Here is a 24,342-nt window from a genome sequence, read left to right on the forward strand (position 1 = left end):
AATGTATGGACTAAAGACGCTTTTGTAAATCGCATGCGCATGAATGACGAACATCGGAAAGCCGTATGAGGGAAAACTTCACGTACGGTTTGATGAGGAGGGGCTGAAAAAAAAAAAAAAAAAAAAATTCAGTCCTTTACTCTAGAACAATAATCCAGATCGATGGCAAATGAGTGCTATGAAATGCTCGATATAGTCAGAATATTGGAACTTCAGTGCAGAGCCAAATTAACTATGGTTTGATACATTTAATTCAGCAATAAAACCATCATATGAGGGGTGTGTGCATTCATGAAAAAAGGATTTAGTGCAGTGCTTATCTTCTTGCTTCTTTTTGTAACCGCTTGCTCCAGCTCTGCGCCTTCGGGCTCCAATGGCGGGCAAAACAATGCTCAGGGCAGTACAAACAATCCGGCGCCTGCGCCTCAAGGCAACAGCGGCGGTACTGCGGACAAAAAGCTCGTTATCGGAACGTCGGTGCCCTCGCTTGAATTTACATTTTTTGTAGCCGCTCAGAAATCATGGCAGGAAACGGCGAAGCAGTTAGGTGTGGAAGCACCCTTCTATAATGCCGAGAACAATCAAGCTAAGCAAAACCGAGATGTGGAGGATATGATTGTCAAAAAGGTCAATGCGATCGTTCTTATTCCAATTACAACCGAGGGCGTAGCCCCGGCGATCAAAGCGGCCAATGAAGCGGGGATCCCCGTATTTACCGTGGATCGCAGCGTCACCTCCAAGGATGTCAAGGTCGTAGCTCATATCGGGACCAATCATGAAGATATGGGAGAGAGTGCCGCCAAGCTGTTCCTGAAGGGACTCGAAGAGAAATATCCGAATGAGCAGGTATGGAATGTGGCCGAGCTTCAAGGTACACCCGGGTCGTCTGCAGCGATAGAACGCGGGAAAGGCATTCACAATATCCTCGAAAAAAATCCCAGGGTCAAAATTGTAGCCAGCCTAAATGGAGAATTTCAATCCACCACGGCGATGCGGGCTGCAGAAAACATCCTGACCGCCAACAAAACCTTGCACGGCTTCATCGCTCATAACGACATGATGATTGAAGGCGCATGGCAGGCAGCTAAAGCGGCAAACCGAGATAAGCAGCTTATTTTGATAGGAATGGACGGCCAGAAATCGACCGTAGAAAAAATCAAATCCGGCGAAATTTACGGTTCGGCACTGCAATATCCGAGCATGCTCGGGGATGGGTTAAAGACGGCCGTAAAGCATTTGAAAAATGAGAAGGTTGACGCTCAGGTATGGGTTCCTACAGATCTCATCGACAAAGCGAATGCGGATGAAATGCTGAAGACGAAGGCTTGGTAATTATTTGTTCGGGAAGCTCTATTGGGGAACTGATGGAGCTTCCGCTTTCATTGGAGAAGGGCCACGGAAAGGGGAGCGGAGATGGGCGAACGAACGGAAAAGGAGTGTGTGCTGTTTACAAAACAGATCGGCAAGCAGTTCAATGGGATTACGGTCCTTCAGGATATCAATCTATCGATAAATAAAGGCGAGGTTCATACGCTTCTGGGGGCTAATGGGGCCGGAAAAAGCACCTTAATCAAAATTATCGACGGGATTTATACGGATTACGAAGGAGAAATCTTCGTCAATGATCAGCTTGCCCAGATGAAAAACAGCGAGGATGCCAGGCTGCTGGGCATAGGCATGGTACATCAGGAGCTTAGCTTGATTCCTCAGCTGAATGTGGCTGAAAACATCTACCTCGGTCGCTTGCCGCGAAATGCCTTCGGCTTGGTCCAATACAAAAAGCTGCATGAGAATGCGCAGCAGCTTCTGGATTTGCTGAATTTAACGTTTTCAACAAGCGATATCGTCGGCAGGCTGAGTATTGCAGACAGGCAGATGGTGGAAATTGCGAAGATGCTTTCTATGAATGCCGAAATTCTGCTGCTGGATGAACCGACCTCCGCTTTAAGCGACAAAGAAGTGAACCGGTTGTTCGAAACCATTCGCCAGCTGAAAGCAAACGGTAAAGCGATCATCTTCATCACACATAAGCTTGAGGAGATTTATGCCATATCCGACAAGGTAACGATTATGCGTGATGGAAAACAAATTGAAACCCTGGATTTATCGTTTAAGGATCCGGATATTGAAAAGAAGCTGATTTCTTTAATGACAGGTGCGGATCATCGCGCAGAAACCATATATCCCAAGAAAGGAAATGTAGAAGAAGAGATTGTATTTCAAATCGAACAGTATACCGGAAGAAACTTTCACAATGTTTCACTGGAGATACGAAAAGGGGAAATCCTGGGGATTGCCGGCCTGAATGGGGCAGGACGTACGGAGCTGGCGCGTGCGATTTTCGGTGCAGACAAGAAGCTCTCGGGAAACACTTACCTGAACGGCAGACCTGTTGTTATTCACTGTCCTATAGATGCCATCAAGCGAGGCATTGCCATGATTACGGAGGACCGCAAAAAAGAAGGCTTTATCGGCTGCTTGGGCGTGAAGGAAAATATTAATTTAACGACCATCCGCGATACGGTCAGACATATGCTGCTCAATCGCAGGCTGGAAATCCAGAAGGCCAAAAAATATATAAGCAAGCTCAATATTAAAACCTTTTCCGAGCATGTTCTGGTTCAAAATTTGAGCGGAGGCAATCAGCAAAAGGTCATTTTAGCCAAATGGCTGGCTCTGGATTGCAAGCTTATCATATTGGATGAGCCCACCAAAGGCATTGATGTCAAAGCGAAGTCGGAAATCTATCAGCTGATGAGGGATTTGGCCGAGCAGGGCATAGCCATATTATTTATCTCATCGGAATTTACCGAACTGATCGGGATGGCCGATCGCGTATTGGTGATGAATCATGGAAAGCTCGTTCAAGAGCTGACGAATGAACAGATCACGAAGGAAAATATCATGAATCATATTTTCAAGGACGTGGTCTAGTCGGAAAGGGGATAACAGATGGCTGTATCGGATAAAGAAAGGAAGCTCGACGGTAATCTGCAGCTGTCTCAGGAACTCTCTCTCGGAAGCAGAGGGCTTAGGCAGCTGGATATGACAACGATCGGTCCGTTAATCGGATTGCTGATCATCATCATCATCTTTTCTATTTTAGCCGAAAGCTTTCTTTCGGTTGCTAATATTCTTAACATCTTAAGACAGTCGGCAATCATCGGGATTATGGCCATTGGGGTAACCTTTGTCATCATCACGGCCGAAATTGACTTAAGCATAGCGAGCATTATGACCTTCAGCGGTTTGGTTGCAGGCGCTCTCAGTACCGGAGGCTTCGGAATAGGGGTTGCGCTGCCGGTGTGGCTGGCGATCATCTGCACATTGCTCATCGGGGCAATGGTCGGGGCGGTCTCGGGTATGGCCAATGCCAAATTAAAAATACCCACCTTCATGGCAACGCTTTCTATGATGTTTATCGTGGACGGAATCAGCTTATGGTTTTCCGGCGCTCAACCGCTGTACGGCATACCGGATAGTCTTCAATGGTTTGGTTCGGGCAAAGTATTCGGCATTCCGTCCATTGTGATTGTTTTTGCAGTTATTTTTGTGATCAGCCACATCGTCTTAAGCAGAACGGTTTTCGGAAGAAATGTGTACGCCATTGGAGGCAATGAAGAAGCGGCGAAGATGTCGGGAATCAACGTCGCCAAATATAAAATACTAGTGCTTACGATCAGCGGCATATTGGCGGCTTTGGCCGGCATTCTCATGCTCGGACGTATCGGGAGTGCGCAGGTGACGGCCGGAGTCGGTCTGCAGCTTCCGCCGATTGCCGCGGTGATTTTGGGCGGCACCTCTTTGTTCGGGGGAGTAGGCAGCATGTGGCGGACGCTGGTCGGTGTATTGCTCATGGGCGTTCTGGTCAATGGTTTAAATCTGTTAGGGGTGGGATCCGCCGGACAAAATTTGGCTACGGGCATCGTCTTGTTTGTCGCGGTGGCGGCCAATGTGATGGGTTCCTCCAAAAATAAAGGATAGGGAAGGGATACGAATGAGCAAGCATCGGATTGGTTTCATTGGGACGGGAGCGGTAGCGGAGCTGCATCAGCTGTCCGTAGAGAAGCTGGAGCATGCGGAATTGGCAGGAATCACGGATTTTAATCAAGAACGGCTGAGTAAAAGGGAGAAGGAATGGAAGGCCAAAGCATATCCGAATGCCCATGCGCTGATTGAATCCGAAGACATTGACATCGTCTATATCCTGTCTCCGGTGGAGGCTCATTATGAACAGGCTATTCAAGCCTTGAAAGCCGGCAAGCATGTGTTGATCGAAAAGCCCGTCGCCATGACCGTAGAGCAGATCCGCGAGATTGACCGGGTAGCGCAGGAAATGAACCGGGTTTGTTTTCCCGCCCACAATTATATATACCATCCGGAAATGATCAAGATGAAAGGTTATATTGAAGAAGGAGCGCTTGGGAAAATATGCAGTGCCTGGTTCACTTTTGTCATTCACCACAGCGAGGAGCTTGCTTCGCATTATCCGGGCGTCATCCGGCAAATCATGACCCATCATTTGTATACGACCCTCTATTTGCTGGGAAGGCCTGTTTCGATGAGCTGTTCCGCGGCGAAACTGCACTATCAAACACTGGAACGCGAGGATCAATCGGTGATGCTGCTGGAAATGCCGGGCGGCGCACAAGCGGTTCTCTTTTCCAGCTTTGCTTGTGACGACGATACGAGCCAGCCATGGACGTACATGGTCAAAGTGCTGGGTACGCAAGGAGGCATGAACTATTCCTGGAGGGATATCCTGTACAACCGGGCTATTGGTACGCTTGGCAAAGCCTATCCCAAATATGAGGAATTGTTTTTCTATGAATCTGAATACTTTATTAAGGAATGCATCGGAAAAGGAAAGGCGCCTTTATCCACTTTGCAGGATGCGGCGGTTGTTCAGCATATCGTTGAGCTGGCCGAAGCGAATTTAGGTAAACACATGATCTCTTGCACTTAAGGAATGTGCGCGCGTCATACAAGGTTGAAGAAAGGAGCTTGGGTGAATTTGGCTGAAACGATGCGAGCGATGCAAATTACCGGTCCGAGACATATTCGCTGCGGAGAGCTGGAAGTGCCTGTCTATAAAGAGGATGAAGTTCTTGTCAAGGTTCACTGCCTTGGCGTTTGCGCTACGGATTTGGAAATTTATCAAGGGACGATGGTTTATTTTCAAACGAATCAATCCACCTTTCCCGTCATTCCCGGTCATGAGTGGTCAGGGGAAATTGCGGCCTTAGGCAGTAAAGTAAAAGGCTTTGCTGTAGGCGACCGGGTCGTAGGGGAAACGACGATATCGTGCGGACACTGTCCTTATTGTCAAAAGGGAAGATATAATCTATGCCCCCATCGATTGGAAAACGGTGTTTTGGGCAAAGACGGAGCGGCCGCGGAATACATGGTTTATCCGGTCCATGCTCTTCATCGGTTTAATGCTTCTCTTTCCTTTGAGGAAGCTTGCCTTGTCGAGCCCGCAGCCGTCGCTTTTCGCGGCGTCAGCAAACTGTCGATCACTCCCGAGGATACGGTGGCGGTGATCGGGGCGGGCCCCATCGGGCTGCTTGCCGTACAGATGGCCAAGGCATTCGGCGCGAAAAAAACGGTGCTCTTTGATATCCGTGATCGCCGGTTGGAAATGGGATTACGCCTTGGGGCGGACGAAACGATGAATTTAAAAAACGGAAAAAGCACGGATTTATTTACGGTTGTGGTTGAAGCCACAGGCAATTGTGCCGTTGTAGAATCGCTGTTGGACTATGTGGTACCGGGAGGGCGTATTGGTTTGCTCGGCTTATGCGGAAGTCAACGGGCCGCTATTGACGTAGACCGATTCGTAACCTACGATCTCGAAATGCATGGATCCTTAGGCAGTCCCGGCGTCTGGAGTACTGTGATCGATATGCTGCATTCCGGAAAAGTAGACACCGCGTCTCTCATCAGCCACCGGTTTGAGCTTCATGAATTAGAAGAAGCCTTCGAGTTAATGGAAAAGAAGGATCCCGATCTATTAAAAATCGTACTCCATGTGGCGCGCTGAAATTTATCGATGAGCGAAAAGGGACCCCGTCGGCCGATGTTTCATTCATGAGAGGAGAGGATACTATGCATTCCGTAGAGCTGGTGCTTGATGCAAAGAATACACTGGGAGAAGGTCCTGCCTGGGATCATGAGCGAAAGCTTCTGTATTGGGTAGATATTATAGAAAGAAAAATTTGGACCCTCGATCCGAAGACGAAGGAAAGCAGCTTCATTGAGGTCGACCAAATGGTTGGAGCTGTCGTTCCGAAAGCTTCGGGGGGATTCATGGTTGCCGCACGGCATGGCTTCTATCAATTGAATTCAGACTCAGATCCGTTGACCCCCGTCGCTGAGTTGGAATCCGACCTGCCGAACAACCGGTTCAATGACGGGAAATGCGATGCCAGGGGACGCTTCTGGGCCGGAACGATGGACCATAATCAAGAAGAGATTAGCGGTGCGCTGTACTGTTTGGGTACCGATTTCCAGGTGAGAAAAGTTCTTGATTCGATTGGAATCTCCAACGGCTTGGCCTGGGATAAAGACCATCGAACGATGTATTATATCGACTCGGTAACCAAGCGTGTTGTCGCTTTTGATTATGAGCTGGAGAGCGGTCAAATTCGGGATCAGCGGACGGTCGTTACCATACCGGAGGGAGAAGGGATACCTGACGGAATGACGATCGATGACGAAGGAATGCTGTGGGTGGCTCAATGGGAGGGTTCCCGAGTTTCGCGTTGGAACCCGGCTACAGGGCAGAGATTGGACTCGATTCCCTTACCTGCTTCCAGAGTGACTTCCGTTGTTTTCGGAGGCGAAAATCTGGATGAGCTTTACATCACAACGGCAAGAGTAGGATTAAGTAAAGAGGAGCTGGAGGAGCAGCCACATGCAGGAGGGCTTTTCCGCGTGAAGCCGGGGGTCAAAGGATCGCTGACCTATCGTTTCGAAGGCTAAATCAAGGTTTGTGCAAAGTACAGTCCCCCCGTTATGGAATCGGGGGGATTTCAGTTTTACCTTTCGGGATTTCAATATAAGTCCAAAACAGGTGACAGATAAATTTTTCTCCAAAAAAATTTGAACTCTGAAAGGTCCGTTACCCACTATTTATTTGGTTTTTCCGCTGTATTTTGATGCTCTAAGAGAATTGGTGCAATTTTACCTACTGTCCCTTTGTAAGAAGGGACGATAATGAGAAGCTGCCGCAAGGACAGCCCTTTTTTGAGTTATTGAAGTAATGGGCAGGATAGCACAATTACGACTTTTAATTTATGATACGGTTCACCGCGGCGGGGGAACGGCAACGAAAAAAGAGCAGGGATTTAGCCCTGCTCCTACTGGAGGCATCAAAAGTAGAAGATAAATACAAGGATAAGTGGGCACCTGATCTGCTTAAGCGTGTGCGAGAGGTAAAATAATCGTTCACCGACTTGACTTGGAGTCAACGGCGGGCAGGATATTCCTGCGATAGAGCTATTTACGAAATATCGTGCCCGCCCCTCCAAGTAAAAAACTGCCCTGATATAATAAACACAATAAGTGTAATTTTTTCTTTAACAATTAATTAATTTATAGTAAAATGTAATATATATTATACAAGTTATCGTCTTTTAGGAGGTTCATTATGAAAAAATGCATCACAGGTTTGTAACGATTTCATGTAAGCCCTTACGCGGAAGGTTCTATTAGTCATTGATAAAAGGAGCGACAGGTGAATGGAAGGGGCATTTCTGGTTGGACTTTTGAAAATTGTTTTAATCAATATCGTATTGAGCGGCGATAATGCGGTGGTCATCGCATTAGCGTGCCGAAATTTGCCTGTGGAGCAGCAAAAAAAGGCCGTGATTTGGGGTAGCTTTGGCGCTATTGCGTTAAGAATCGTTTTGACGTTTGTCGCCGTTTGGCTGCTGCAAATTCCTTTTGTTCAGGTTGCGGGCGGATTGCTGCTGTTGTACATTGCGGTTAAGCTTCTGAAAGGCGGAGAAGATGAAGAAAACTTAAAGTCCGGATCTACGATGGCTGAAGCGATTAAAACGATTATCATTGCTGATTTAGTCATGAGCTTGGACAATGTGCTTGCCGTTGCCGGAGCAGCCGGCGGAAATCTTGTTTTGATTGGCTTGGGTTTGGCGATCAGTATACCTCTCATTATTTGGGGCAGCCAATTGCTTATGCGGCTTATGAACCGTTTTCCTATTATTGTTTGGCTGGGTGCGGCTCTGCTTGGGTATACGGCGGGAGAAATGGTATTAAGTGATAAGGCCGTAGGACACTTTTTGGAATCGGTATTCCCGGCGGGTCACTATGTACTTCCGATTGGACTTGCTGCTGTCGTGATCGTTCTTGGCAAAATGGCTTCAAAGAAGAAAGGGAAAGAAAGAGAAGAAGCTGTAATCTCCGAAGAGGCTCATTCAACGGTTTCATAAATAACCCGGGAAACAACTCCTGTTCAGGAGAGGATATAGAAGCGCTAAAAAGCTTAGTTGAGAAGACGATCCTTCTTGACTAAGCTTTTTCGTTAACAACTGTAGTATTCAGGTAAAAAAATCAGAATAATTATAAAATTCAGAAAATAATATTGAAATATAATTGGGGATGAAGTACTATCTAGTTAGAAAAGTAATTTAACTAACTAACAAAAGGGGCGGATGGAATGAAGTTGCAGGGTAAATCTGCAATTGTAACGGGAGCCGGTAGAGGAATAGGCAAAGCTATCGCAAAGAAGTTTCTTCAAGACGGCGCACAGGTTGTCATTTGCGATTTGGAAGAAACAAGATTACATGTCACAGCCAATGAGTTAGGTAATTATGGAACAGTAAACAGTATACAAGTTGACGTAACGAAAAGAGAGCAAGTGCTGGAATTGGTAAGGTTTACAAAGGTTACATACGGAAGTATTGATATTCTGGCCAATAATGCGGGGATTGCCCGTTATGAGCCGTTTTTGGACATCACGGATAAAAATTGGCAGGATACGCTGAATGTTAATTTGACGGGTGTCTTCTTGTGCTCCCAATTGGTCGCGAACGAAATGAAACAACAAAATGCAGGGGCCATCGTGAACATGGCATCGACGAACGGTATTCTTGGAGAAGCGGGTCTTGCTCATTATAATGCAACGAAAGCCGGAGTTATTCTCCTAAGCAAATCGATGGCCATTGAACTGGCACCATATAACATTCGGGTGAATTCAGTCTGCCCCGGATTTATATTGACCGAATTGGCGCTCGAAGGAGGCATGTCCAAAGAAGAAGTCCAAAACTACACTTCCAAAATTCCCCTGAGCCGTTATGGTAAAGTAGAGGATGTCGCCAATGCATTTGCTTTTCTTGCTTCGGATGAAGCGTCATTTATCACAGGAACGGAATTGGTAGTAGACGGTGGACAGATCTGTCAAGAATAAGCCAGCTGGAAGAGGGGTTATTCATGTACGAAGATATCAGCCGGTGGGTGGATGAGCATCGCCAATATATTGTGGATTTTAACAGGTCACTGGTTTCGATCCCGAGCGAAAATCGTTATCCTGTAGGTGATGAGAAACAGGTTCAGGAATTTATCTATCAATTTTTAAGTACATTGAATTGTGAGATGGATATGTTCCTTCCGACAGATGTACCGGGCCTCACAGATCATGAAGCTTTTCTCGGTCATCGGGAGTATGAGAACCGTCCAAATGTGGTGGCAAGAAAAAGGGGAAAAGGCGGTGGAAGGTCGCTCATTTTCACCGGGCATGCGGATACGGTGCCCAGAGGAGAAGACCCTTGGACGGTTGATCCCTTTTCTGGAACCGTGAAAGATGGGAAGCAGTACGGGTTGGGATTGTTCGATATGAAGGGCGGAATGGCAGCGGCGATGATGGCTCTCCAGCTGCTTACGGATCTCAAGATATCTTTACAGGGGGACGTTATCATCGAAAGCGTGGTAGATGAAGAGTATGGAGGCGCAAACGCCACGCTTGCCTGCGTACTTAAAGGCTACGAAGCGGATTTAGCCATCGTGCCGGAACCGTCCAATCTCGCCATTTGTCCGGTCAATCAAGGCGGAAGTATGTTCCGCATCACTTTTTGGGGGCGTCCGGGCCGTTCCTTCAGCGGAGAGAAATTAGTCAATCCCGTCTTTGCCGCAGCAAGATTCCTCGATATTTTCCATCAATATGAAAGCCATCACCGCAGCAAGAAATCTCAATCCCACTGGTTCGCGAATGATCCCGGACTGCCTGCATACGTTCAAAGCTTAAAGGCGGGACATGTGAATTCGCCTCTAAGTGACAGGGTACCAAGCCACTGTACGATGGATGTGTGGATTCAGTGTTATCCGGAGACAACAGAAGAGGAGCTTCGTCGTGATTTTGAGCACTTTTGTCTGGAAAAGGCTGCCCACGATGAAATTCTTCGCGATATGCCGCCCGTCATTGACAAGCTTATACGTTTCCTGCCAGGGACGGGGATTCCTGATCATCATCCTTCTTTAGAGGTGCTCACCAAGGTATCCCAAACCGTATATCCTGATGGTCTACCGGTACAAGGGGCGCCGTTTGCCTGCGACTCTTTCATACTTAATCTTTACAGCCAAACACCGGCGATCATCTGGGGTCCCAAAGGCGGCAATGCTCATGCGCCGGATGAGTACATCGACGTGGAGGAATTTTTTCTGCTGGTGAAGATGTATGCGCTAACCATGACGGAATGGTGCGGGATTGCGGACCGATCATAATGAAAAGGGAGGAATATTCAATGAAAAAACAATTGCAAACCCAACTAGTGCCGGTTCCTGCCGGTCCTTACTCCCAAGGAATCCAATTCGGGAATACGATCTTTACAGCGGGCCAAGGACCGATTGATTCCGAAACAGGAAAAGTTCAAGGCGATACGATCGAGGAGCAAACGGCGAAAACGTTAGACAACATCAAGTATATATTGGAGCAGGCCGGAGCTAATTTTGATGATGTGGTGAAAGTAACGGTCCACTTAAGCGATCTGGCGGATTTCCGGGCATTCAACGAAGTGTACAAAACCTATTTCAAGGAGCCTTACCCTGTGCGTACAACCGTAGGTAGCCAGCTGCTGGGCATCAAAGTGGAAATCGACGTCATTGCGATTGTCAATTAAAGACAAACGTATTACTCCGCGCAATGACTACCAATGCATTAAGGAACAGGGGTGAGCCATGGAAATCGATAAAGGTGCTTTCAAGACAGGAGTGAAGCACGAAAATCTAAAAAAACGCCGTAAACGCAGGATGATTGAGAAAACAACGCCATACCTATGGCTGCTTCCGAGCATCAGCCTCATTGTATTGATTACCATTTTCCCGATTTATGAGCTGTTCTCCACATCCGTGTCCCAAATCAGTTTGTCCGGGGTGAAGAGAGGATATATTGGCTTTCAAAATTTCTCCAACGTTATAGGTGACTCCGTATTTTGGGTCGTTTTGAAAAACACCCTGATCTGGACGGTTAGCGTAGTCGGTATCAGCACGGTACTATCATTGGGTATCGCACAGCTGCTGAACAGGGATTTTCCCGGTCGACGTTTGGTGCGTGCCGCATTGATTATCCCCTGGGCGGTATCCTTGATTATTACCTCCGTAATCTGGAAATGGATTCTCGATTATAACTACGGTGTCTTCAATTTGATAATGCTTAAGTTTAACTTGATCAACGAAAATATGTTCTGGTTGGCTTCGCCGTCCACCTCTTTTCCAGCGATGATCGGGGTGGGGATATTCGTAACGATTCCTTTTACGAGCTTTGTTCTCCTGTCCGGATTGCAGTCCATCTCCTCAGAATTGTACGAATCCGCTAGTGTAGACGGTGCTAATGCCTGGAACCGATTCTATCGGGTCACCCTGCCTCTCTTAAGACAGCCTCTGACCATCAGTACGGTACTTAACACCATTTACGTCTTCAATTCATTTCCTATCATCTGGTCAATGACAAAAGGGGATCCGGTCAACCAAACCGATACCATCATTACCTATCTTTACAAGCTGGCCTTTGTAACGCATAAGATGGGCGAAGCGGCCGCTGTATCCGTGATCAGTTTTCTTCTTCTATTGCTGTTTTCCATTGTCTATACCACCATTGCCTTGAGGAGGGAATAGCCGTGCCAAGGTCAATGAGAATTCAGAATGCATTCATTTCCGTGTTCGCATATGTTCTTTTTGCGGTTATGGTTTTTCCTTACTTCATCATGCTGATTGTTTCATTTAAAAGCAGGTCGGAGGTTTATTCCATCCCGCCGACGTTCTTTCCGGTCAATTGGACGTTTACCAACTTTCTTGATATTTGGCGTATGGTACCGTTGGTAGATTTTTTGCTCAATACCATTATCGTTGCGGGCGGCGCCACAGTTTTGTCGTTGATCTGTGCGGTTCCGGCGGCTTACGTACTGGCAAGGATGAGGTTTGCGGGAAAAAAATTGTACTTGTATTTGATTATGATTACCCAGATGTTCTCGCCAATCGTACTGCTTGTCGGTTTGTTCCGAGAAATTCACTGGTTAGGTCTGATGGATTCAGTTTGGGGTCTAGTTCTCACCAATGCAGCGTTTAATCAAGCGTTCGCGGTATGGATACTTAGCGGTTATTTCTCAACGATTCCGTATGAGCTTGAACAGGCTGCCTGGCTGGACGGTTGCACGAAATGGCAAGCTCTCCGCAGGGTTACACTGCCTTTGGCTATCCCGGGGATCATTACCACCGTCATTTTTGTTTTCATTGCAGCTTGGAATGAGTTCGCCGTTGCGTTGACTTTCATTTCAACGGAAACGTCGAAGCCGTTGACCGTCGGTATTTATGCTTTTTTCGGCATGTATGACGTCCAGTGGCAGTATGTATTCGCTACTTCGCTTGTAGCGGTCGTACCGGTCGTTATTCTTTTCCTGAGCATCGAGAAATATTTAATTAGCGGGCTTACGGCAGGAGGAGTGAAGCATTGATGGATACAGAAGAAGCTTTAAGCATTGAGAGCATAGACACGCCCGCTCTGGTTGTGGATTTGGACATCATGGAAAGAAACATCAAGCAGATGGCACTAAGAGCTAAGGAAGCGGGTGTACGTCTTCGGCCCCATGTGAAAACCCATAAAAGTCCCTGGATCGCCTTGATGCAGCTGCAGCATGGGGCATCCGGCATAACGGTAGCCAAAATCGGGGAAGCCGAGGTGATGCGAAAGCATGGCATAACCGACATCCTGATTGCCTATCCAATCGTCGGGGAGAGGAAGCTTAGGCGGCTGGAGAAGCTGGCTGCCGATGCTGAAATTACCGTAGCTTTGGATAGTGTGGAAGCGGCACGCGGCATTTCCGACGTTGGCCGCAGGCTCAACCGTACTATGTCCCTATACATTGACGTGGATACGGGGCTGCAGCGCTGCGGGAGACAGCCCCGGGAAGAAACGCTTCAGCTCGTCCGAGAGATCGCCAAGCTTCCCTTTATTCGCATTTTCGGATTAATGACCCATGCGGGGCACTCCTACAAAGCGGTTTCTCAAGAAGAGCAGATTCGCATCAGCCGTATGGAGGGAGAACTGCTGGTAGAAACCAAAAAGCTTATCCTTGAAAAGCTGGGGATAAACATACCGGAAATCAGCGTGGGTTCAACGCCGACGTCGTTTCACTGCAAGGAAGTTGAATACATTACAGAAATAAGGCCCGGCACCTATGTGTTCAATGATGCGACAATGATCTCGTTAGGGCTTGTCGGGCCGGTAGATTGCGCCTTGACCATCCATACAACCGTTGTCAGCAGACCTTCGAATGACCGGGCGGTCGTCGATGCCGGCTCCAAAACCCTGTCCTCGGATAAAGGGGCGTATACGGAGGGTTTCGGATGGATCCGCTCAGCACCTCAAATCCGGATTGACCGGCTGTCCGAAGAGCATGGGGTCATTCATCCTACGGATCATTTTCCTGTGGCTATAGGTGACCGATTGGAAATTATTCCTAACCATGTTTGCCCGACGGTCAACCTTGCGGATGAATTGATCGGTATTCGAAACGGAAAGGCGGAAATCGTGATTCCGATTGAAGCAAGGGGAAAAAACAGATGAGGGAAGCTAATTACGGATGCCGCATCGAACCTTACGGGACCTACAAAGGCATGAGAACCCTGGTGCTGCAAAATGAATTGATCCGGATGTCGATATTGCTCGATAAGGGATCGGACATTTTCGAATTATTATATAAGCCCAAAGATGTTGATTTTATGTGGAGATCCCCGATCGGGCTGAGGCATCCGCAAATCCTTTCATCCATGCAGAATCCCCAGGGCATTTTCACAGATTATTATCATGGGGGCTGGCAGGAGCTGTTCCCTTCGGCCAGTGGACCTTCCTATTACCAAGGCGCCTATCTTGGGTTCCATGGTGAGGTGGCATCAAGTCCGTGGGAGTTTACCGTTCTCGTCGACGAGCCAAAGGCCATAGAAGTGCTCCTTACGGTTAAGACATTAAGAACCCCATTTATTTTGGAGAAAAGTATTCGCTTGGAATCAGACCGACCTATCATTCAATTTCGCGAGACGATACATAATTACGGTAAGACGGATCTGGAGTATATGTGGGGACATCATCCCAGCTTTGGATCTCCGTTCTTAAGCGAGGACTGTACTCTCGAGCTCCCGGATTGCACGGTGATCACTTCGGACAAAGAGGAAAAATCAAACCGCCTGCCGCACAGCAAACGCTTTGACTGGCCGTACGCGAACGATGTGCATGGAAACCCGTTAGATTTGCGTAGGATTGGCGGTACGGATACCGAAACCACGGATATGTTTTATGCTACGGATTATAAGGAAGGATGGTATGCCTTGACCAACCGCCGTATGAATCTGGGTATAGGAATGGTGTGGCCTGCAGAGGATTTTCCCAATCTGTGGATTTGGCAGGATCTTGGCGGAACGAAAGGGTATCCCTGGTACGGCAATGCTTATATGCTCGCCATCGAGCCGTTCACAAGCCGTCCGTCTATGGGAAACCACGGCCTTAACGAAGCGATCTGTAACGGTACGGCTGAGAAAATACGTTCAGGTGAAAAGATCAGTAAGGAATTAAAGGTGGTTATCTACGAAACCAATAGACGCGTGGAGAAAATCATCCCGACAGGCGAGGTGATCATACGATGTTAGCCGGCTGCTTCAAGATCGATATCACGCCGCCAACAGGCACCCCCATCGGGGGGAATATTCGCGAGGATAACAGGTCCAGAGGCGTACATGATCCTTTATATGCCAATTTCCTGTATTTGAACGACGGAAGGAATGATTTGCTGTTCATTGGGCTGGATTTAATCGGAATTTTCGCATCATTTGGCAGGAAAATTAAGGAAGGCATTCGTCAAAGAACGGGAATTCCGCCCGAATGCATCATCTTATTCGCCACTCATACCCATTCCGGCCCCGATGTGATGGAAGCATTCAAGGACAAATACGATCCGCTCGTGATCTCGTATCTCGATAAGCTGACATCGATTTTAATTGAAGGGGCAGTCGAATGTACGGATAATACCTGGGAAGCATCGATCGGTATCGGTAAAGGGTATGATGATGCTCTTAGCTTTAACCGGCGTATTGTGATGCGCGACGGAACGCTGCGCATGAACTGGGAAGGCTTGGATCCGTTCCAAGTGAACGCTGCGGCAGGGCCGATCGACCCGGATATCTTTGTGATTTCGGTTATCGACGCACACAAAACTATCCGCTCGATTTTGGTTAATTTTACGCTTCACACCGCTGTTTTGGTTGGTAAAGATTGGCTGTTATCACGGGATTATGTGCACAGCATGACCGAGCGCTTGGAGCAGAGGTTTGGACAAAATACGGTGGTGCTTTTTGCTAACGGAGCCGAAGGGGATATCAATCACATCGACGTATCCAATCCGAGTCAACCACGCGGTTTTGAAGAGGCGGAGCGCATAGGAAGACGGTTGGCCGATGGGGTGTTTGAGGTTTTGCAGACATTGGAATATACAAATACACTCCAATTAAAATGTATTTCGAAAACAATCTTACTCCCGAGAAGAAAAATTACTGAGGATCAGGTGCAACAAGCCCAACAGCTGCTGGAAAAGTCAGGCTGGAGAATTCCCTCAATGCTTGACGGTGTACCGGATGAATCTTATGCCATAGAAATTTTGGTACTAAGTAAAAATAAAGCCGAGTTTCTGCAAACCGAGCTTCAGGCGGCTCAATTAGGAGATCATGCGTTGCTTGGCTTGCCGGGCGAGTTTTTTGCAGAACTGGGTCTAGTCATGAAAGAACGATCTCCCTATATCCACACACTGATTCTGGGAATGGCGAACGATTATGTAGGTTATGTACCGACGGAACGTGCTTTTGCCGAAGGGGGATATGAAATCAAAACTGCAAGAACCAGTCAATTGACACCCCAGGCAGGAGAGCTCGTCGTTCGGGAATCTATCAATCTGCTTATTGAACTTAAAGGGGGTGAGAGCTTTACTTAACGGGTTCCCCGTACAACTGCAAACATTGGCTTCACAATAAGTAACTTGGGAGGGATTCATTTTGAACAACAGGAAATCGCTGAAATGGGTGTCATTTGCTTTTGCATTGTTATTCATGATGTCCACTCTATTGGCAGCATGCTCCGGGAGCAGTGGAACGGACGGAAGCTCACCACCATCGTCCACTCCGTCTTCTTCCGGCGGCGACAGCGGGCAGAAAAAAGAAATTACCTTCGTTGCCGCTCAATACAGCAATGCAACCGAGCCTTTTTTAAGAAAGGTAGTTGGTGAGTTTGAACAAGCGAACCAGGATATCAAGGTCAATCTGCAGGTCGTCGGATGGGACGTTTTGGAGCAAAAAGTAAATACGATGGTGAGCACTCAACAGACACCCGACATTTTGAATTTGAACCACTATGCTGCATATGCTGCTGATGATCTTCTTCTTCCGCTGGATGAAGTGCTGTCCCCAAACCTGAAAGGCAAGTTTTACGAGTCGTTTTATAAAGCGGGAGAATTGAACGGTACAAGTTACGGCCTCCCCCTTCTCGCATCGATCCGCGGTTTATACTATAACAAGGATCTTTTTGAAAAAGCAGGCATCCAGGAGCCTCCGAAAACTTGGGATGAACTAAGGCAAACGGCGAAAACCATCAAAGAAAAAACGGGAGTCGATGGTTTTGGAGTGCCTATGACGACCTTCGAAGGGCAGGCTTACTTCTCCTATTTTATCTGGGGGAATGGAGGAGACTGGAAGAAGGGCGACCAGTGGGTGCTGAACTCCCCCGAAAATATAGAGGGACTGCAGTATCTGACGAACCTCGTACGTAATGACAAAGTGACCAACCCCGAGCCGACGGCTATCAATCGGGATGAGCTGCAAAAAGTGTTCGGAGCCGGGAAGGTCGGCATGATGATTACGGCCAACTTCCTGCCGACCATCTTGAAGGCGGATGCGCCGAATCTGAACTACGGTGTGGCACCAATTCCAATCAAAGCAGGAAAGCAGCCCTTCAACCTGGGAGTACAGGATTTCCTGATGGTGTTCAAGTCAACGAAAAACAAGGAGGCCGTAGGCAAATTCCTTGAGTTCCTCTATGAGGATAAACGTTACGAAGAATTTATGAAAAACGAAGGGATGCTGCCTGCAACAAAGAGTGTTGGAGAAAGCTTATCCAAGCAGGATCAATTGGCAGGACAATTCATCAGCCAACTGCCGATTGCCAAATTTTATCCGCTGACGGATCCTAAATTTACTCAAATCCGTCAAGAAACCATCAAGGCGGTGCAGCAGTCGCTTCTCGGACAAAAATCACCTAAACAGGCATTGGATGATTTACAAAAAATTGCTGAACAAAAATAATCAAAGTAGAGGAGTGGTTAGGAATCAATCAATTCAATTCTATCCGCTCCTTTTTCATCAATTGAGCAAATGGGGTGTAACGAATGGACAATGAGATTGTTTTGGACTATGCTCAAATGGAAGAAGCTTTATACAGTGCTGTGCTGGCCGATATTTTGGATGATATGGGATACCGGCAGCAGTGCATGACCGATATTATACGTCCGGTGATCCCTTTTTCCAAATTTGCAGGCAGAGCTTTTACCGTACTTGCCACGGACGTGTACGAACTTCCGTCTGTTCCCTACCAAAAAGAGCTTGAAGCGATCGATGCCCTGCAGAAAGGAGACGTCTTTGTCGCCACTACCAACGGTTCGACCAGCAGCGGATTTTGGGGTGAGCTCCTTAGTACTGCCGCCAAAGCCAAAGGCTCGAGGGGAGCGGCAATTGACGGGTTGACGCGAGATAGTATGCAAATCAAGCAGATGGGTTTTCCTGTTTTTTCCCGTGGCTACAGTCCGTATGATTCTAAAGGCAGAACCGACGTGATCGCTTACAACATACCTATTCGATGCGGAGGTGTGCTTATTCATACAGGGGATTTGATTTTCGGGGATCATGACGGTATCGTCGTCGTTCCCCAAGAGATCATCAGCGAGACAGTAACAAAGGCTTTAGACAAAGTAAGCGGCGAGAACCAAATGAGAAAAGCGCTTGAACGTGGGATGGGAATCGTGGAAGCGTTTAATAAGTATAGTATTCTTTAAATCAAGACATAGGCTTGGATTGGAGTTGCGTGAGACTTGCTTACTATCTCAAGGAAAACAGATATTAAACAATCGAATAAGCTCAGTATTTTGCAGTGGATTCGTAATTCAGGAGAGACGACCCAACCTGAAATCAGCAAGGAGTTGGGACTAAGCCGCCCTACAGTTTCCGCTTTGGTGGAAGAATTGATATTGGAAGGCTATATCAAAGTAAGCGGTATGGGCAGCTCGACGGATCAGGGAGGGAAGCGTCCCAAATTAATCGCTTTTCATGCCAGAGGCGGAGGCATTCTAGCCTTGCATTTTACCGTGTCTGCAATAAAGGCTGCCCTTTTGGATCTTTCGGCGAACATACTGTATGAGCTTCGTGTAGCGATTACGACGAAGGATACGAAAATAACGATGCTTGCCAAAGTAAAGGATTTGGCGGGTAGCTTGCTTCTAAAAGCGGACGAATTAAATATTCCCGTCAAGGGAATGGGGATAGGCTGTCCGGGACTTGTCGAGACGAGCACCGGAACGATTTTGACCTCAACCCATTTTGAAGCGTTGAACGGCTGTACACTGGGTGAAAGCTTGTACTCTGCTTTTCATCTGCCGGTTTGGGTAGATAACGAATGCCGCAACCAGGTGCTGGCCGAAAAGATGTTTGGCGAAGGCAAAGAAGTGGATACATTTATCAGTCTCATGACGGATGTCGGTATCGGAGCTGGGATGATCATCGATAACCGGATTATGAGGGGCAAAGATGATAGCTTTGGTGAAATTGGACATACGACCATTCAAATGGACGGGTTAAAGTGCCAATGCGGAAATTTCGGCTGCTGGGAGATGTACGCATCCTCTCATTCCCTCATTTCGAGAATTCAAGACAACTTATCACGCACATTAATATTGAAAGACATGATTCAAACGCAGGACGAATTGACCATTGACCTGATTGTGGAAGCGATCCGTCAAGGAGATACCGCTGTCTTCCAGATGGCCATCGAGGATTTGGGTAAATATTTGGGGATCGGTATTGCCAATCTTGTAAATTCGATCAATCCGGAGCTGGTCATTATCCATGGAGATATGATTAATTTGGGGAACCATTTGATAACCGAAATTGAAAAGCATATTCAATTGAGAGCATTGCCGGTACCGAAGAAAAGGGTGCGGGTCATTTTCTCCAAACTGGGCCCGAAAGCCAACCTCATCGGATCTGGCGCCCTTGTTTTGAAAGAGTTGTTTGATAATCCAGAACTTTTATTTGCAGAGTAATGACGTGAAGTATACAAATGGATCGATGTATTCTAAGAAAGCTTTTAAGATTAACACGTTGTGCGGGGAGGGGCTACAATGACGGAATGTCATCTTGTACTGGATGCCAAGGCCGGTCTTGGTGAAGGGGCGATATGGGATACTGATAAGCAGGTGCTTTATTGGATAGATATTACAGGGAAAACACTGCATATTTTCGACCCGGAACGCAATAGCGACCGTTCGATTCCCCTTGGCCAATTCGCGGGGACCGTTGTGCCTAGAGAAGGGGGAGGGGTTATGCTGGCACTGCAAAACGGGTTTTATTCGCTTGATTTGGAAACGGAGGTGCTGACCCCTATTATTGATCCGGAACAAGATCAGCCGCAGAACCGATTTAATGACGGCAAATGTGACCCCGCGGGCAGGTTTTGGGCCGGAACCATGAATTTGAACGAAACAGGGCGATCGGGCGCCTTGTATTGTTTGGATACGGACCTTAGTGTTCGTAAGATGTTGACTGGGATCGGCATCTCCAACGGTATTGTATGGAGTCTCGATTGCCGAAAAATGTATTATATCGATTCACCAACGAAGCAAGTAGTTGCCTTTGATTACGATATGAGCAACGGAACGTTAAGCCGTCAGGGGGTGATCATTGATTTGACCGGAGATCATGCTATCCCGGACGGAATGACTTTGGATGCGGAGGGCATGATTTGGATCGCCCATTGGGGAGGCTCTCGAGTTACACGCTGGAATCCGAACAGTGGGGAGCAGCTCGACGAAATACAGGTTCCCGCTTCTCAAGTGACGTCATGCGCTTTCGGCGGGAAGGATCTCGATATTCTCTACATTACAACGGCTCGTCATGGAATCAATGAACAAGATATAGATAAGCAGCCTTTGGCCGGCGGACTTTTTAGTGCGACTACACAGCTTAAAGGGCTTCCGTCCTTTTCTTTTAAGGGGTAAAAAGCTCCGAGCATCTTTACCTGCTCTTACTTAAATGATGCTTTTATAATCAAATTCCGGTTTTTGCGGGAAAGACATGACATAGCGGCTTCCAACTGCCTTGTCATGTCTTCCAGTATTTAATAAATCAACTCTTCACTCCCTGGATTCGACAAAGACGGCTTTATCTGAAGCTTTCCAGATGGCTGAAAAAAATATTTTTCATTTTGGCGGATTATTTCCGGTTTCAATGCTTCTCTTTTGACTTAAATAGTTCACAGAACAAATCAAATGCCGGGAACCGGCTAAGCCGGTCCGCTGGTAAATCTAACATTATGAGGTGGACTATGAAAGAGAAAATGAAGAAACCCGCATTTTTAGTTATGGGGAGTACGTTAGCATTTTTCAGCTTGGCTAGCCCCATAATGGCAAGCGAGTCGAAGATCGATCAGATCATGTCTCAGGAAATAACCAAGACGGAAATTAACGAAAAAACGGAAATCGACATCCAAGTTCAATCCTCCACAGAAAGCAAAACTCAAGACACTCAGGTAAAGTCGGAGAGCACGGTGGAAGGTGACATTAAAGTTGACGGTGATAAAAAAGAAAAGATCGAATTTAATAAAGAGGACTTGATTGCTGAAGTATCCAAGAACATGATCACAGGCAAGGGAAAGGTGAACCTGACCATCAAGGAAGGAAAAGAGCCTGTGGAGTTGGAATTTGCAGCCTATAAAAAATCAGACAATAGCAAAATCATTCATAGCAAGGCAAAGGGCAAATATTCCCCTGGCAGATATACGCTAGATCTGGATCTACCTGATTCGGATAAATACGATGTGGAAATTTCTTATTTAAACGACGACAATACCCGAGTTGTTCTGTGGAACCGTGAGTTTGTCGTAAGAGGCTCGGTCAGCCAACCCGAGACCAAGGTAATGGGAACCGTTATGGTCAGAGAGATATCCGAGCCTTCCTTATCCGGGAAAGGAAAGCTACGCTTTATGGTCCCGCAGGGAATGGGTCCGGTAGACCTGCAGTTTATTTGCTATATGAAATCGGACAACGGCAAAACCGTTTACACTCAAACAAAGGGTACATATAATGCAGGCGAACACACCATAGAATTGGACCTGCCGAAGAATTCAGACGGCAATTATGTATTGGAAATTTCCAATAAGACCGACGTTAAAGCTGATACTATCATTTGGAATCGGGAGCTCGGAGGTATCTGGAAAGCCGCTTTGAAAGGGGATTCCTCCATTAATCTAGACAAAGATAAAATTGATGTCTCCTTGAAAAAGCTGTTGGTGAACTCTATCCTTATCGATAAAGAAGGAAAGAAATGGAATTGGTACGTAAAAAATCCGAACGATGCAGCGGTAACGTTTACCTGGAAGCTGGAAGGATCGGATCTAAGCGGAACGAAAAAGATTGAAGCCGGTGAAGAGTTTGTTCTTGCTTCCAGCGAAGGGGATTCTCCAAAACTTGAGCTTGCCGTAATAGGCGAACAGGGCTACGAAATAGCGATTGATGCTGTGCAAGCCTCAAATGATCAATCGGAATCCGAGGATGCTTCAACGCAGCCAAGCGGACCGGCATCTCCTGGTACAGATTCATCGTCAGGCTCGTCGCCGACCTCAGAAGAAAGCATCACTCCGATTGCCCTTGATGCACAGAGCGGAACAGGTTCAGGCGGCGTAGTAGGCCCCGAAGCAGATATGCTGACGGCAGTGTATCCGGAAGCTGTGAATGCAAACGGGATTGGTTCGCTGCAGTCGGCCAACGCCATGAATCAGCCATCCGGAGTGATAATGAGCAGTTTGCCGCAAACCGGTGAGAACAAGCCATATTCCCTTTATTCCCTAGGAGCGCTTTTGACGCTGATCGGTGCATGGTTCCTTGGAAAGCGGAAAGCTCGTTCTTAAAATAAAAGACGGGGAGGAGTGAAGAGCTCCTCCTTTGCCTTTCCTTCATAAAAGGAGTGACACGCATGCGCAAGATGGCCATACTTCTGATTCTGTTGGGAATCACCTTAATGGTCTATCCGACGGTAAACCGATGGTTTGAAGATAGAGAACAACAAGAATTGCTTCGGTTGTGGGAGGCGGCAGCAATGTCTTCGGAGTCTGTAAATGAACAGGAACAAACGGTAATCCCGATTGCAGACTCAACGACGGTTAATCCCGCACGGACATTGGAGCAGCTTAACCTGGAGCGGAAAGAACCTCAGATTTCAGAAAATATTCATGTAGAGGAACTTCCCAAGGAACGGCCAAAAGAGCCGCTTCGGCTCGTATCCAATGCGCCTGTAACCAAAGCTCCCAATCCGGCTAAGCCTAAAGTCATAGGAATAATTAAGATTGATGAGATTCAGCTTAAGCTTCCTGTTGTGGGGGACGTGACGGAAAAAAACCTCAAGGTCGCACCCGGACACATTCCTGGCACTGCTTTCCCCGGGGAGATTGGTAATGCGGCGATCGCAGGTCATCGAAGCTACTCCTATGGGCGTATGTTTAACCGTCTGGAAGAGTTGAGCATAGGTGGTAAAATCATAATCGAAGCCGGAGGTCAGAAGTACGAATACATCATCTACGATAAGAAAATGGTCGATCCGGCAGATGTTTCTGTGCTTAACCATAATAATAAAGATAAACTTCTGACACTCATCACTTGTGATGAGACAGGTAATCGGAGACTCATTTTACATGCTAAGCTGCATTGAAAAAATACTTTGTTGACGGACTTCGGCTATGCAAGAAAAGTCTTAACGAAAAACAGATTGCCGATTCCACCAATTGGATCCATTTAAACATTCCATATTTTTTCCAAAATGTGCGGATAAGGATGAGAGAAGCGATACTTCCTTAACTTGTGCTAAACTCTTATACGAAAAGAATAAGGGACTATGCTGCTGCAGCAATAGGGCCCTTTTTTCGTGGAGTCCCTTAAAATAATGCTATGGATTTAGTGTGTGTTAGAAACACATCGATGCTTGATTTGAGTATTTCTCATTATTACAGGGAACAATCTCTATAGGGGATATAGGACAATCCATCTTCATGGTTCGGAGGTTAGGAATAGATGACCATGTCTGATAATGATGCTACGCCCGTTGATAAGTTAAATTACATTATTGAAAATACCTTATCCATGGAGCTGAGAGTTGATAATGCAGAAGTCAATACCATCGTGAAAACGATGGATGATTTAGGTTTTAGCCGAAAAAATTCATGGACTTCCATGCAATTAGCAAATCATACGGTAATAGAGTTTTGGAGGAAAGAGCTTATTAAATCATGAAGTTTAATAACTTGACTGACATGTGAACATCCGTTGTTATCGGATTTAATTAATTAAATGCATAAATTATTGGTCATGAATTCTTCTGGAAAACATAACTACTTGTAATACCATAGGAAGTATGATAAATTACTACACCTGAGCTGCTGCGAGGCAGTGCAGGCAGTAAGACAAGCTGATCGGTTATTCTGGGCTTGCGGATGATCCCAAGATTGGAAAACAAAATATGCTTGCAAAATGAAATTGA

The 24,342-nt window shown here is 46.8% G+C and carries 22 protein-coding genes and 1 pseudogene; 22 read left to right on the top strand and 1 reads right to left on the bottom strand.

The features are described from left to right. Positions 1-291: 291 nt before the first annotated feature. From ACZYR9_RS25355 to ACZYR9_RS25380, 6 genes are all read left to right on the top strand, one after another. On the top strand, positions 292-1,332 hold the full coding sequence (locus ACZYR9_RS25355; RefSeq protein WP_488981188.1) for a D-ribose ABC transporter substrate-binding protein: 1,041 nt from the start codon (positions 292-294) through the stop codon (positions 1,330-1,332). Positions 1,333-1,413: 81 nt separating this feature from the next. Beyond that, positions 1,414-2,934, top strand: a complete 1,521-nt coding sequence (locus ACZYR9_RS25360; protein WP_488981189.1) for a sugar ABC transporter ATP-binding protein — start codon at positions 1,414-1,416, stop codon at positions 2,932-2,934. Between the two features lie 18 nt (positions 2,935-2,952). Further along, a complete protein-coding gene (locus tag ACZYR9_RS25365) occupies positions 2,953-3,984 on the top strand; it encodes an ABC transporter permease (RefSeq protein ID WP_488981190.1) in 1,032 nt (343 codons plus the stop codon). 13 nt (positions 3,985-3,997) lie between these two features. Beyond that, positions 3,998-4,966 carry a Gfo/Idh/MocA family protein gene (locus ACZYR9_RS25370; protein ID WP_488981191.1) on the top strand — a complete coding sequence of 323 codons (969 nt, stop codon included), beginning with the start codon at positions 3,998-4,000 and terminating at the stop codon, positions 4,964-4,966. A gap of 48 nt (positions 4,967-5,014) precedes the next feature. Continuing rightward, the gene (locus ACZYR9_RS25375) at positions 5,015-6,043 is read left to right on the top strand and encodes a zinc-dependent alcohol dehydrogenase (protein WP_488981192.1); all 1,029 of its coding nucleotides are present in this window, start codon (positions 5,015-5,017) and stop codon (positions 6,041-6,043) included. A 65-nt stretch (positions 6,044-6,108) separates the two neighbouring features. Further along, the gene (locus ACZYR9_RS25380; RefSeq protein WP_488981193.1) at positions 6,109-6,984 is read left to right on the top strand and encodes an SMP-30/gluconolactonase/LRE family protein; all 876 of its coding nucleotides are present in this window, start codon (positions 6,109-6,111) and stop codon (positions 6,982-6,984) included. A gap of 74 nt (positions 6,985-7,058) precedes the next feature. Here ACZYR9_RS25380 and ACZYR9_RS25385 read toward each other — a convergent pair. Next, a pseudogene (locus ACZYR9_RS25385) lies at positions 7,059-7,208 on the bottom strand (IS3 family transposase); the annotation flags it as partial. A 534-nt stretch (positions 7,209-7,742) separates the two neighbouring features. Between ACZYR9_RS25385 and ACZYR9_RS25390 the strand changes: the two are divergent. From ACZYR9_RS25390 to ACZYR9_RS25465, 16 genes are all read left to right on the top strand, one after another. Next, positions 7,743-8,453: a TerC family protein gene (locus ACZYR9_RS25390; RefSeq protein ID WP_488981194.1), complete on the top strand. Its 711-nt coding sequence runs from the start codon at positions 7,743-7,745 to the stop codon at positions 8,451-8,453. A gap of 227 nt (positions 8,454-8,680) precedes the next feature. Next, positions 8,681-9,430 carry an SDR family NAD(P)-dependent oxidoreductase gene (locus ACZYR9_RS25395; RefSeq protein WP_488981195.1) on the top strand — a complete coding sequence of 250 codons (750 nt, stop codon included), beginning with the start codon at positions 8,681-8,683 and terminating at the stop codon, positions 9,428-9,430. A 23-nt stretch (positions 9,431-9,453) separates the two neighbouring features. After that, positions 9,454-10,740 carry a M20/M25/M40 family metallo-hydrolase gene (locus ACZYR9_RS25400; protein ID WP_488981196.1) on the top strand — a complete coding sequence of 429 codons (1,287 nt, stop codon included), beginning with the start codon at positions 9,454-9,456 and terminating at the stop codon, positions 10,738-10,740. Between the two features lie 20 nt (positions 10,741-10,760). Beyond that, positions 10,761-11,135 carry a RidA family protein gene (locus ACZYR9_RS25405; RefSeq protein ID WP_488981197.1) on the top strand — a complete coding sequence of 125 codons (375 nt, stop codon included), beginning with the start codon at positions 10,761-10,763 and terminating at the stop codon, positions 11,133-11,135. A 58-nt stretch (positions 11,136-11,193) separates the two neighbouring features. Continuing rightward, positions 11,194-12,129, top strand: coding sequence for a carbohydrate ABC transporter permease (locus ACZYR9_RS25410; protein ID WP_488981198.1), 936 nt, complete (start codon positions 11,194-11,196; stop codon positions 12,127-12,129). Positions 12,130-12,131: 2 nt separating this feature from the next. Continuing rightward, positions 12,132-12,965 carry a carbohydrate ABC transporter permease gene (locus ACZYR9_RS25415; RefSeq protein ID WP_488981199.1) on the top strand — a complete coding sequence of 278 codons (834 nt, stop codon included), beginning with the start codon at positions 12,132-12,134 and terminating at the stop codon, positions 12,963-12,965. Beyond that, positions 12,965-14,077: an alanine racemase gene (locus ACZYR9_RS25420; protein WP_488981200.1), complete on the top strand. Its 1,113-nt coding sequence runs from the start codon at positions 12,965-12,967 to the stop codon at positions 14,075-14,077. Before ACZYR9_RS25415 ends, ACZYR9_RS25420 begins: the two co-directional genes overlap by 1 nt. Next, on the top strand, positions 14,074-15,153 hold the full coding sequence (locus ACZYR9_RS25425) for a DUF4432 family protein (protein ID WP_488981201.1): 1,080 nt from the start codon (positions 14,074-14,076) through the stop codon (positions 15,151-15,153). The genes ACZYR9_RS25420 and ACZYR9_RS25425 overlap by 4 nt, the downstream gene beginning before the upstream one ends. Beyond that, positions 15,147-16,487: a hypothetical protein gene (locus ACZYR9_RS25430; protein ID WP_488981202.1), complete on the top strand. Its 1,341-nt coding sequence runs from the start codon at positions 15,147-15,149 to the stop codon at positions 16,485-16,487. The genes ACZYR9_RS25425 and ACZYR9_RS25430 overlap by 7 nt, the downstream gene beginning before the upstream one ends. Positions 16,488-16,548: 61 nt before the next feature. Then, positions 16,549-17,850: an extracellular solute-binding protein gene (locus tag ACZYR9_RS25435; protein ID WP_488981203.1), complete on the top strand. Its 1,302-nt coding sequence runs from the start codon at positions 16,549-16,551 to the stop codon at positions 17,848-17,850. 83 nt (positions 17,851-17,933) lie between these two features. After that, the gene (locus tag ACZYR9_RS25440; RefSeq protein WP_488981204.1) at positions 17,934-18,596 is read left to right on the top strand and encodes an RraA family protein; all 663 of its coding nucleotides are present in this window, start codon (positions 17,934-17,936) and stop codon (positions 18,594-18,596) included. Positions 18,597-18,632: 36 nt separating this feature from the next. Continuing rightward, positions 18,633-19,859 carry an ROK family protein gene (locus tag ACZYR9_RS25445; protein ID WP_488981205.1) on the top strand — a complete coding sequence of 409 codons (1,227 nt, stop codon included), beginning with the start codon at positions 18,633-18,635 and terminating at the stop codon, positions 19,857-19,859. Between the two features lie 78 nt (positions 19,860-19,937). After that, positions 19,938-20,813, top strand: coding sequence for an SMP-30/gluconolactonase/LRE family protein (locus ACZYR9_RS25450; protein ID WP_488981206.1), 876 nt, complete (start codon positions 19,938-19,940; stop codon positions 20,811-20,813). Positions 20,814-21,139: 326 nt separating this feature from the next. Continuing rightward, positions 21,140-22,720: an LPXTG cell wall anchor domain-containing protein gene (locus ACZYR9_RS25455; protein ID WP_488981207.1), complete on the top strand. Its 1,581-nt coding sequence runs from the start codon at positions 21,140-21,142 to the stop codon at positions 22,718-22,720. A 65-nt stretch (positions 22,721-22,785) separates the two neighbouring features. Then, the gene (locus ACZYR9_RS25460) at positions 22,786-23,517 is read left to right on the top strand and encodes a class D sortase (protein ID WP_488981208.1); all 732 of its coding nucleotides are present in this window, start codon (positions 22,786-22,788) and stop codon (positions 23,515-23,517) included. Positions 23,518-23,876: 359 nt separating this feature from the next. Next, positions 23,877-24,095 (top strand): hypothetical protein, encoded by a 219-nt coding sequence (locus ACZYR9_RS25465; protein ID WP_488981209.1) that lies wholly within the window; start codon positions 23,877-23,879, stop codon positions 24,093-24,095. Positions 24,096-24,342: the final 247 nt, after the last annotated feature.

This window comes from Paenibacillus sp. F024, assembly GCF_057814255.1.

Bases quoted from the DNA above. Each gene is read 5' to 3' on its own strand.
- ACZYR9_RS25355 (WP_488981188.1), top strand. From the start codon at position 292: ATGAAAAAAGGATTTAGTGCAGTGCTTATCTTCTTGCTTCTTTTTGTA.
- ACZYR9_RS25450 (WP_488981206.1), top strand. From the start codon at position 19,938: ATGACGGAATGTCATCTTGTACTGGATGCCAAGGCCGGTCTTGGTGAA.
- ACZYR9_RS25430 (WP_488981202.1), top strand. From the start codon at position 15,147: ATGTTAGCCGGCTGCTTCAAGATCGATATCACGCCGCCAACAGGCACC.
- ACZYR9_RS25400 (WP_488981196.1), top strand. From the start codon at position 9,454: ATGTACGAAGATATCAGCCGGTGGGTGGATGAGCATCGCCAATATATT.
- ACZYR9_RS25425 (WP_488981201.1), top strand. From the start codon at position 14,074: ATGAGGGAAGCTAATTACGGATGCCGCATCGAACCTTACGGGACCTAC.
- ACZYR9_RS25405 (WP_488981197.1), top strand. From the start codon at position 10,761: ATGAAAAAACAATTGCAAACCCAACTAGTGCCGGTTCCTGCCGGTCCT.
- ACZYR9_RS25460 (WP_488981208.1), top strand. From the start codon at position 22,786: ATGCGCAAGATGGCCATACTTCTGATTCTGTTGGGAATCACCTTAATG.
- ACZYR9_RS25465 (WP_488981209.1), top strand. From the start codon at position 23,877: ATGACCATGTCTGATAATGATGCTACGCCCGTTGATAAGTTAAATTAC.
- ACZYR9_RS25370 (WP_488981191.1), top strand. From the start codon at position 3,998: ATGAGCAAGCATCGGATTGGTTTCATTGGGACGGGAGCGGTAGCGGAG.
- ACZYR9_RS25410 (WP_488981198.1), top strand. From the start codon at position 11,194: ATGGAAATCGATAAAGGTGCTTTCAAGACAGGAGTGAAGCACGAAAAT.
- ACZYR9_RS25360 (WP_488981189.1), top strand. From the start codon at position 1,414: ATGGGCGAACGAACGGAAAAGGAGTGTGTGCTGTTTACAAAACAGATC.
- ACZYR9_RS25440 (WP_488981204.1), top strand. From the start codon at position 17,934: ATGGACAATGAGATTGTTTTGGACTATGCTCAAATGGAAGAAGCTTTA.
- ACZYR9_RS25395 (WP_488981195.1), top strand. From the start codon at position 8,681: ATGAAGTTGCAGGGTAAATCTGCAATTGTAACGGGAGCCGGTAGAGGA.
- ACZYR9_RS25420 (WP_488981200.1), top strand. From the start codon at position 12,965: ATGGATACAGAAGAAGCTTTAAGCATTGAGAGCATAGACACGCCCGCT.
- ACZYR9_RS25390 (WP_488981194.1), top strand. From the start codon at position 7,743: ATGGAAGGGGCATTTCTGGTTGGACTTTTGAAAATTGTTTTAATCAAT.
- ACZYR9_RS25455 (WP_488981207.1), top strand. From the start codon at position 21,140: ATGAAAGAGAAAATGAAGAAACCCGCATTTTTAGTTATGGGGAGTACG.
- ACZYR9_RS25380 (WP_488981193.1), top strand. From the start codon at position 6,109: ATGCATTCCGTAGAGCTGGTGCTTGATGCAAAGAATACACTGGGAGAA.
- ACZYR9_RS25365 (WP_488981190.1), top strand. From the start codon at position 2,953: ATGGCTGTATCGGATAAAGAAAGGAAGCTCGACGGTAATCTGCAGCTG.